At 64.3% G+C, this 9,347-nt stretch carries 10 protein-coding genes; 5 read left to right on the top strand and 5 right to left on the bottom strand.

Annotation, left to right across the window (positions count from 1 at the left end):
- Nucleotides 1–108: 108 nt before the first annotated feature.
- Nucleotides 109–1,215, bottom strand: coding sequence for a 4Fe-4S binding protein (locus VNN77_13395; GenBank protein HXG52385.1), 1,107 nt, complete (start codon nt 1,213–1,215; stop codon nt 109–111).
- A 43-nt stretch (nt 1,216–1,258) separates the two neighbouring features.
- Nucleotides 1,259–1,720, bottom strand: coding sequence for a CYCXC family (seleno)protein (locus VNN77_13390; GenBank protein ID HXG52384.1), 462 nt, complete (start codon nt 1,718–1,720; stop codon nt 1,259–1,261).
- Between the two features lie 363 nt (nt 1,721–2,083).
- On the opposite strand from VNN77_13390, the gene VNN77_13385 reads away from it, so the two are divergent.
- The 4 genes from VNN77_13385 to VNN77_13370 all read left to right on the top strand — a co-directional run bounded on the left by VNN77_13385 (nt 2,084) and on the right by VNN77_13370 (nt 4,633).
- On the top strand, nt 2,084–2,809 hold the full coding sequence (locus VNN77_13385) for an MBL fold metallo-hydrolase (GenBank protein ID HXG52383.1): 726 nt from the start codon (nt 2,084–2,086) through the stop codon (nt 2,807–2,809).
- Between the two features lie 150 nt (nt 2,810–2,959).
- Nucleotides 2,960–3,586, top strand: a complete 627-nt coding sequence (gene nthA / locus VNN77_13380; protein ID HXG52382.1) for a nitrile hydratase subunit alpha — start codon at nt 2,960–2,962, stop codon at nt 3,584–3,586.
- On the top strand, nt 3,583–4,242 hold the full coding sequence (gene nthB / locus VNN77_13375) for a nitrile hydratase subunit beta (GenBank protein ID HXG52381.1): 660 nt from the start codon (nt 3,583–3,585) through the stop codon (nt 4,240–4,242). The genes nthA and nthB overlap by 4 nt, the downstream gene beginning before the upstream one ends.
- On the top strand, nt 4,235–4,633 hold the full coding sequence (locus VNN77_13370; protein HXG52380.1) for a nitrile hydratase accessory protein: 399 nt from the start codon (nt 4,235–4,237) through the stop codon (nt 4,631–4,633). The genes nthB and VNN77_13370 overlap by 8 nt, the downstream gene beginning before the upstream one ends.
- A 64-nt stretch (nt 4,634–4,697) precedes the next feature.
- On the opposite strand, the gene VNN77_13365 is transcribed toward VNN77_13370, so the two are convergent.
- Together VNN77_13365 and VNN77_13360 are read right to left on the bottom strand one after the other, a co-directional pair.
- Nucleotides 4,698–5,729, bottom strand: a complete 1,032-nt coding sequence (locus VNN77_13365) for an extracellular solute-binding protein (GenBank protein ID HXG52379.1) — start codon at nt 5,727–5,729, stop codon at nt 4,698–4,700.
- A 100-nt stretch (nt 5,730–5,829) separates the two neighbouring features.
- The gene (locus tag VNN77_13360; protein HXG52378.1) at nt 5,830–6,963 is read right to left on the bottom strand and encodes a nitronate monooxygenase family protein; all 1,134 of its coding nucleotides are present in this window, start codon (nt 6,961–6,963) and stop codon (nt 5,830–5,832) included.
- A gap of 401 nt (nt 6,964–7,364) precedes the next feature.
- Here VNN77_13360 and VNN77_13355 point away from each other — a divergent pair, with 401 nt between their 5' ends.
- Entirely contained in the window at nt 7,365–7,970 is a 606-nt protein-coding gene (locus tag VNN77_13355; GenBank protein ID HXG52377.1) for a methyltransferase domain-containing protein, read from the top strand.
- Between the two features lie 267 nt (nt 7,971–8,237).
- Here the strand turns inward: VNN77_13355 and VNN77_13350 are convergent, their stop codons facing one another.
- Complete coding sequence (locus VNN77_13350; GenBank protein HXG52376.1) at nt 8,238–9,320, bottom strand: amidohydrolase family protein; 1,083 nt, start codon at nt 9,318–9,320, stop codon at nt 8,238–8,240.
- Nucleotides 9,321–9,347: the final 27 nt, after the last annotated feature.

The following is a 9,347-nucleotide window of genomic DNA, read 5'->3' as shown; positions in this document are numbered from 1 at the left end:
CAACCGAAGCACAGCTTCCAACTTCCGGCGAGCAGAAAATCGACCTCGTTGCACTTGTCTTTTCGACATGGACACCTCCTGGGTTTTTCTCCTTAACATTTCTCCCAATCAGGTGTCCAAAGAAATCCTGGGGCGGGGGAGACAGAAGCTGCGACGTTGGAACAAAAGCCCGGTACCGACGGCCGCCAGGCCGAGAAACACTATCAACCACGCGGTCATCATCGGAGACCGGATAATTCCAAGCTGCTCATCGGCCCAGGTGAGAAGCACGAAGAATAACGTCGCCAGCCAGAGTCCCCGCAGCCTCCTCGGAAACATCGCCCGGGGTTTGGCGAGGCGAGCTGCCCATTCGTTGATCGTGCCGAAGGGACACGGGACGCACCAGAAGCGACCGACGAGGATGAATGTAAAAATGATTCCGGGCCACCAGATGATCCATGTGACTTTCGTTGCCAGGTTTTTCGCGCCATCCTGGATGTCGAAAAACCCCAAAAGCATTATAACGAACGTCAACACGAGGACGGGAATTTGCAGGCCCGGTAGAAACCCCTTCCAGCGGACAAGACGGTCCACCCAGCGAATATCGAGAAGGTTGATTGGTCCGTGCGCGCGCGAACGGAGCAGCCCCCAGTAAATGCCTCCTCCGCCGATCACGGCTGCCGTCAAGAGGCCGAAGATGAGGCCCGGGGTCGGTCCGGCGGACCTGCCCACGTTCAGGTAGAACTCCAGGGTCGCCGGCGGATCGAATTTCCGTTCTTCCAGCTCCGACAGCGCGACCCGAACCAGATAGGTGCCTTGCCGGCTGAACCGCCGGACGACGGTATAATTCCCGGCCCAGACTTCCTCCGTCGCCTGCGAAAGAACAGGGCCGCTCGTTCCACTGCCGCGGACGGCGACCGACGTGCCCGGTTGGAAAGAATCAGGATCGAGCTGCGCCGGCGAGACGCCGATCCAGACCTTCGCGTTCCTTACGGGATCGAGAGAGCCGTGGCGAAGGATCTTGACGACGATCTTGTTCTCCTCGCCGGCGCGGGGAGGGCGGGGAGAGGTCAAAAGCTCTGCTTGAAATCCATCGAGAGTAACCAGGCTGATCCCGCCCTCGAGGGGAGCGGCATCGCCGTGATCGCCGTGGGCCAGCACCCGCCCGGTCGCGGAAAGTGAGAGCAGGAACGTCCACAGTACGATCAGGCCTGAGACTTTCCCGCCCGGCGTCACGCGAAGGCCGCCTCTGTGAATTTCGCGACTACGCTGCCTGCTTTCACATCCGGCCGTACTTCCGATCGATATAGGTGCGGATATCCGTTACGCTGTAACCTTGCTGCACCATTCGAGACGCATCCAGCGCCTCCCCCTGGCAGATGTTCACTCACGTGGCGCCGTGGCGATCGGCAAAGCAGGAAAGGAGGCTCTTGTGGCCCATGTGCTTGTCACACTCGCAGTAGCAGTAGAGCTGGTCCAGGACCTCCGGAATTTCGTGCGCAACCTGATAGGCACGAGCCGTCTGCCCCACGAAGAGATTCGAGGAAAGGGGCGGTCGGGTTTCGCGCCTCACATAACCGGCGGGGTCAAGCTTCGCCGCCGGACCTCGTTTCGGACCGCCACGGCTCAGCCAGCCCCAGGCCAGGAGCCCCGCGAGCATGAAAACGACGAGAGCCAGGAAAACGCCGCTTTTTTTCCGAGCGGATCTTCCGGCTTCGTGGACTCTTTTTCTTTTCGCCATTTGGCTTCTCCTTTTGCCGGAACGGCCGGACGTCGCACGTCATCGAAAAGCAACGCCTGTGCCACTTTCCGATCTGCCGGCCAGGGCGAGACAGCGCGAGAAAATGCAGAGGGCTTTGTGTCGCGTTGCCGAAAAACCGAGGTTTTCGTCGGACGCCGAGAGTCCGAACCGGATTCTCACGTACAAAAAGAAGGCTTGTTTTTTTCTCAAATCCTGGAGAGACTGGTGACTTCTTCGTTCTTTGTACGGGTTGCCAGGCTACGAAAAGAAGGCGCCGGATAAGCTCCCGTCGGAAGACGGGAGGCATCGAATGAGCTGGAGCGGAGGTTTGCCGGAGGGACTTCGGCTCCGCGGGGGATTGAAATGGGGATCACGAACAGACAGTCCGGGACCAACGTTCACGAAATCGCGGACGGGATCTATCGCATCAACACGCCGGTGACGTTCCCGGGCGGCGGTTTTTCCTTCAACCAGTACCTCATCGTCGACGACGAGCCGCTGATCTTCCACACGGGGCCGCGCAAGATGTTCCCCCTCGTGCGGGAGGCGGTTGCAAGCGTGCTGCCTCCCGAAAGCCTGCGCCACATCGCTTTTTCGCACGTGGAAGCCGACGAGTGCGGGTCGCTCAACGAATGGCTGGCCGTCGCCCGCCGGGCCGCGCCGCTGTGCGGGACCGTTGCGGCGCTGGTCTCCATCGACGACCTTGCAGACCGGCCGGCCCGCGCGCTGGCGGACGGAGAGGCGCTGCCGCTCGGGAGGCACGCGGTCCGATGGTTCGACGCGCCTCACCTTCCGCACGCGTGGGAGTGCGGCTTCCTGATGGAGGAACGGACGCGAACGCTCTTGTGCGGCGACCTGTTCACGCAAGGGGGCGCTGACAATCCGCCGGTGACGGAGGCGGACATCCTCGGTCCGAGCGAGGCCTACCGCCGGGAACTGGACTATTTCTCCCATACGAAGAATGCGCGCGGGATGCTCGAGAGATTGGCCTCGGCGGCTCCGACCACGCTCGCGTGCATGCACGGCAGCGCATGGCGGGGCGATGGGGCGAAGCTCCTGCGTGCGCTTGCCGACGCGCTATGCGGGTGAACGGTCCCCGACTCCGCCCCGACACGGCGGCGCTTGCGCGGGCCGAGGCTGCGTCGCTGGCGAAAGCGCTTTGCGCGGTCGAGCGGCGCCTCGGGTTGCGGATTCGATTTTCCACTGGACCCCGGCGATTTTGTTCGCTATAGTCGGCCCATGGCTGTGCGGGAACACGAGCATGACGAAGGCTCCAGCCTTTCGGAGATGGAGCTGCGGGTGCGCGCGGTCGAGACGATTCTGGTCGAGAAGGGTTACGTCGAAGCCGCCGCGCTCGATCGCATCATCGAGCTTTATGAAACCAGGATCGGCCCGCACATCGGCGCGCAGGTTATCGCCAGGGCGTGGACCGATCCCGGGTTTCGCCGGGCGCTTCTCCAGGATGCGAGCAAAGCGGTCGGCACGATCGCCGAAGTGGGGCGCGTGGGCGATCATCTGGTGGCGGTCGAGAACACGCCGCAGGTGCACAACATGGTGGTGTGCACGCTGTGCTCGTGCTACCCCACGGACGTGCTCGGCCTCCCCCCGACGTGGTACAAGTCCTTCGCCTATCGCTCGCGCGTGGTGAAGGACCCGCGCGGGGTGCTTGCGGAATTCGGCGTCACGCTGCCGCCGGAGACGGAGATCCGCGTGTGGGACTCGACGGCCGAGACGCGCTACCTGGTCGTGCCGATGCGGCCGGAGGGAACGGAGAACTGGAGCGAGGCGCAGCTCGCCCGCTTGATCACGCGCGACAGCATGATCGGCGCCGGCCTGCCGAAGAAGCCGGGCGAGGTAACCGGATGAACGGCGTCCACGACATGGGCGGGATGGACGGGTTCGGCAGGGTGGAGCCCGAGCCGAACGAACCGGTTTTCCATCACCGCTGGGAAGGGCGGGTGCTGGCGATGAGCCGCGCCATAGGCTTTTTCCGCCAGTGGACGATCGACATGAGCCGCTACGTCGTCGAATCGCTGGCGCCGGCGGTTTACCTGACGAGCTCCTATTACGAGCGGTGGTTTCTGCGCAACCTGCGCCTCCTCGTCGAGCACGGTTTCATCGACGAGGACGAGGTCGCCGCCGGGCGGGCCCTGCGGCCCGGTAAAGAGTTGCCGCGCGGGCGGTTCACGGCGGCCGACGTGGAGCGGGTGGTGCGGCGCGGTTCCTATGGACGGCCGGCGCCCGCGCCGGTGCGCTTCAAGGTCGGGGACCGCGTGCGCGCCAGGAACATTCACCCGACAACCCATACGCGCCTGCCGCGCTATGCGCGCGGCCACGTGGGGGTGGTGGAGCGGGTGCACGGCGCGCACGTGTTTCCCGATTCGGTGGTTGCCGGCAGGGGCGAAGACCCGCAGTGGCTCTATACCGTTCGTTTCGATGGCCGCGAGCTCTGGGGCGAGGACGCGGATCCGAAGTTGAAGGTGTCCATCGAAGCATTCGAGCCTTACCTCGAACATGCCTGATTCGTCGTCCGTCGGGTCGGAAGCCGCGCGGCGCGCCGCGGAGGCGATTCCAGGAATTCCGCGCGACGAGAAAGGGCCGGTCTTTCGCGCGCCCTGGGAAGCCCGTGCGTTCGCCATGGCGCTGGCGCTGTACGAAAAGGGCCTGTTCTCCTGGAGCGAGTGGGCGGCGATGCTGGGCGAGGAAATCAAGAAAGCGCAGGCCGCCGGGGATCCTGACACCGGCGAGACCTATTATCACCACTGGCTCGCAACGCTCGAGCGCATGGTCGCGGAAAAAGGGGCGGCATCGGCGCAGTCCCTGCGGGAGTATTTTCGCGCCTGGGAGCGCGCGACGCGAAGAACCCCGCACGGCAAGCCCATCGAGCTGAAAGCGGAAGACTTCCGTAAGTGACGGCGTCCGCCCGGGTCCCCGGGCCTTCCAAAGGGGTTCGAAGCCCCGACGGTCGGCGCGCCCGCTATTTTCGCGTGAGCCCGCGCAACAGCTTTTGCCAGCGGTCGTGCGACTTTTCGTACTGCTCGGCCGTCAGCCCTTTTTCCGGGTACCAGCGCTTGAATCCGTAGTCGCGCGTGGACGTCGCGAAACGAAAACGCTCTTCGAAGATCTTCTGCCCTTCGGGGCTGAGGAGAAAGTCGATGAAGAGCAGCGCCCCGTAGGGGTTGTTGCTCGCCGCAGGAAGAGCGACGCCGCCGGCGTTGCTCACCACGAGATCCAGCGGCACCCATTCGGTCGGCGCCCCTTTGGGCCGGGCCGCGAGCACGTGGTTGCGAAAAATCGAAATCGAGAGCGGCATTTCGCCGGCGGCCAGAAGCTCGTGCATCGCCCCGCCGGAAATCATGTGCATCTTGATGTCCAGGGCCCTGAGTCTTTTCAGGTATTCCTCGCCCTTGACCCGCAGCATCGCGCCGAGCATCCGTACGCCCGTGGAATCCCCGCTGACGGCAACCCTGCCCCTGTACTGCGGCTTGACCAGGTCGTCGAAGCTTTGCGGCGCGTCCGCGGGCTGGAGCAGGTTGCGGTTGTAGCCCAGCCCGATCAGGGACTCGCGGTCGGTCGTCCAGAGCACCTTGTCTCCGACATCCTCTCTGGCGTCCGCGGGAAATGCTCCCAGGTGCGGCGAGAAATAGGGCAGGAGCAGCTTGTTGTCCCGCATCACCATGAGCGTCGGCGGCGTCGTCTCGATGACGTCGGCCAGGTTGCGGCCCGACTGCGCTTCGGAGAGGATTCGCCGGAGCAGGTCGGTGGAGCCGGTACGGTAGGTTTCCACCTTGATACCCGGATACTTCGCCTCGAAAACGCTGGCGATGTCGCGGTGGGCGGTGAGCGTGGTGTACCAGGTCAACCTGCCTTCCTTGCGCGCACCGGCCTTCAGGAAAGCCTCGCGATCGGCGCCGCGGTAATTCGCCAGGTCGGCCACGGGCCTGCCCTGGCCCACGGCGGGAGATGCGGCGGCGAAGATGCTCAGGACCAACAGTAACGAGTATCGCATGGGCGCCTCCTTGCGGTCTTTTGACGCGAGATCGCAGCGCAGAGGACACGGGTTACCCGGACTCGCCGGCGGCGGAGCGAGCGGCGGTCGAGCCAGAACATCACTGCGCTTTGACCGGTGTGTAGTCGCTCGCCAGTTGCTTCAGGATGCGACTGGCCTCGGCCGCCATGTCGTCGACGATTTTTTTCGCCGGCTTCACGTTGCTCTCGTTCAGCAGACCGGCGATCTGCCCGCCCGGAACGTGCAGGACGTCGATCCGGTCGGCTCCCTCCGCCGCGCAGCGGATCTCGTCCATGAGCGCTCCCTGGTAGGGCGTGGGGAGGGGCGCAAGGCCGGAATCCATCCAGGCCTGAATGACCGCGCTGCGGAAGTGGCGGGCGAAGTGGCCGCTGGTATACGCGGTGCGGACGAAATCCTCCGACTTTCCCCTGAGAAGCTGACCTTTGAATACGGGATGGACCCGGCATTCCTCGGCGAGCAGAAACGCCGTGCCGCACCAGACGCCCACGGCTCCCAGGGCGAGGGCGGCGGCGACTCCACGGCCGTCGGCGATTCCCCCGGCGGCCACGACCGGAATCGGCCGGACCGCGTCGACGATCTGCGGAATCAGAGGAAAGTTGGCGATCGTCCCCGTATGGCCTCCGGCTTCATAACCTTGCGCGATGATGACGTCGGCGCCTTTGCGGGCGTGGCTGACGGCGTGCTTGACGGCGCCCGCCAGCGCCATCACCTTGATGCCCTTTTCGTGCGCGAGCGGCACCACCTCGGCCGTATCCCCCAGCCCGATCACCAGCACTGGAACTCCCTCTTCGAGAATCACCCGAAGCTGCTCGCGCGTTGCGGCCGGGGTCTTGACCCAGGTCTTGGTATCGGGCGGCCTCGGCTCCAGTCCGAGCTTTTCGATGAGCTGCGAAGCGAACTCCAGGTGCTCGGGATACCTCTCGGCGATGGTGCGCCGGACCTCGAGCGGATCGGGCACCTTCACGTCCTCCATTTTGGGTAGCGTGATGTCGACGCCGAACGGGCGCTCCGTCAACTCCTTGACCCGCCGGATCCGCTCCCGGATGAGTTCCGGGCGGAGGGGGCTCCCGCCGATGACGCCCAGGCCGCCCGCGTTCGAAACGGCGGCCACCAGCTCGGGCGGCGTGGTCGTGCCCGCCTTGTCCCAGCCCATACCGGCCTGGATGATCGGAACCTCGATGCCGAGTAAATCGCATAACGGAGTGCGCAGCATGGCGCTTCCTCTCCCGGGAACGCCGGGTCGTCGGGATGCGACTCCAGGGAGAAGCTCGACCGCCCGGCGCTCGCTTCTGAGGTCTCGTTCTCGTTCGGTATCCCCGTCGCGATCTCCGCCGCAGAACGGCTTTCCGGAATCGGAAGAGTGCAATCCTCTCGTCGGCAGGTTCGCCGGGTGCGATCCGAACAGGCCCTAAGCGTTACATCCGGCTCCGCCGGGTGTCAACGATCGCTTGAAAAAACGTTATCGGTGAGTTGGTAAATAATAGCTGCGACCCTGTTGGATGGATGTCTGGAGATGGATATGATTCGGCCATGTCACGGCTGTTGACCGGTGGGGATGCGTCTCGGGGGAATTCGTCGAGCCGGCAACGCTCGCAAAGATAAGGAGGTTTACCCATGTCAGAGGACGTGATGGTGAATCCGGAAGCGCTGCGCGCGGAGGTTCGCCGGAAATACAGGGAAGTCGCGACCAACCCGGCGGGAAGATACCATTTTCACACAGGTCGTTTCCTCGCCGGCCATCTCGGGTACGATGCCGCCGCGGTGGCCGGATTGCCCGACGCTGCCGTGGAGTCGTTCGCCGGGGTCGCCAATCCCTTCTCGCTGCAGCCGCTCGTGCGGGGCGAGAAAGTGGTCGACGTCGGTTCGGGAGGAGGGTTCGACAGCTTCATCGCGGCGAGCCAGGTCGGCGATCAAGGAAAGGTGATCGGCGTCGATATGACGCGGGAGATGCTCGATAAGTCGCGCTCGACGGCGGCTCTCCTGGGCTTCCCGAACGTGGAATTCCGCGAAGGACTTGCCGAAGAACTGCCGGTCGAGGACAACTGGGCGGATGTCGTGATCAGCAACGGAGTGATCAACTTGTGCGCCGATAAACGCCGGGTCTTTTCGGAAATCTTCCGTGTGTTGCGGCCGGGCGGACGGCTGCAATTCGCCGACATCGCCAACGGCAGGCCCGTGCCGGAATCGGCGGTCCGCAACATCGACTTGTGGACTGCCTGAATCGCCGGAGGCCTGCCGTGCGCAGGCTGGCAGAGGATGCTGGAGGAGTCCGGATTCGTGGACGTCCGGATCGGGCCGCCTTGCGACACCTTTCGGGGCGCGGGCGGGGAAGAGAAGGCCCGCAAGTTCGAAGTGTACGGTTATCCGTTTCTTTGCCGTAAGCCGGGTTGAGTTTCCGCTGCTCGGCCCGTGGACGCCTCCGCCTCGTCGCACGGGCGCGCGGAAAATGCGGCGCGTCGTTCCGGAGTCGGAACGGGCGCGGTCCAATTACTGGACCGGGGCAGGAACGGGGATCTTGTAGAGGCGGGCGACGTTCTCCCGCAGGAGCTTGGCGCGCGACGGCTCTGGCAGATCCCCGAGGTCGCGGGCGATGACCTCGCGGGAATTGGGCCAGGTCGAGTTCCCGTGAGGGAAGTCGTTCGACCACATGCAATTGTCGACGCCCCACCACGAGAGGATGTGCCCGCCGACGGCATCGTTGAAGAACGTGGTATAGATCTGATTGTGGAAGTATTCGCTGGGGAGCTTCTTGATCGCAAGGCCTTCGCGTTTGCTGCCGTGCCGCTTGAAGTAGTAGTCCCACTGCTCCAGGACGAAGGGGATCCAGCCCAGCTCGTTCTCGACGAGGACGACTTTCAGCCGGGGAAAGCGCTCCAGCACGCCGGAATAGATCAGCTCGTAGAGGCTGTTGACGGACTGGAACAGCTTGGCGTTGACGCTGTTGGCCTCCTGGGTCATGCCGGTCGGCGCGTCGCCCAGGCCGAAGGAGCGGGTCCGGCTGTACCCGTGTCCGCTCAGGATGTGCAGGTTGACGGGCATCTCCAGCTCCTGGGACGCCGCCCAGAACCTGTCGTAGTGGGACGACGAGAAAGGCAGCTCCGGGGGCGGCACCTGCCAGATCACGGAGCCCCGCATGCCGGCCTTGCGGCAGCGCTCGAGCTCCTGCACGGCGCCGTCGATGTCGTACATCGACAGCATGGCGATGCCGAAGAGGCGATCCGGAGCGGCGCTGCAGTAGTCGATCAGCCAGTCGTTGTAGACGCGGCAGCAGGCGGCCTCGAGCTCCGGATCATCGAGGCTCAGACACTTGAGGCCGTGGGTGGGATAGAGCACTTCGGCGCTCACGCCGTCGGCGGCCATCTCGGACACGCGCTTGTTCTTGTCCATGGCTGCGCCGGGGACGTCGTTGGGTCTCTGCCCGCCGAAATCGGGAGCGCGGTCCTGAAAAGCTTTCGGCATTTCCTTTTTCCACAGCCCCGCCGGCTCGATGACGTGCGAGTCGGACGAGATCAGGATTTCGTCGACGGCGGGCCCGGGTTGCTTGCCGTAGGTTCGTTCGATAATCCCCATCGCGGCGGCTCCTTTGGCTCGAAGATC

It is taken from the genome of Candidatus Zixiibacteriota bacterium (assembly GCA_035574315.1).
In the GTDB taxonomy this organism is placed as follows: domain Bacteria; phylum Desulfobacterota; class Binatia; order UBA9968; family UBA9968; genus DATLYW01.
The sequence above is the reverse complement of the archived record's forward strand: the minus strand, read 5'-3'. Positions and strand labels throughout refer to the sequence as shown.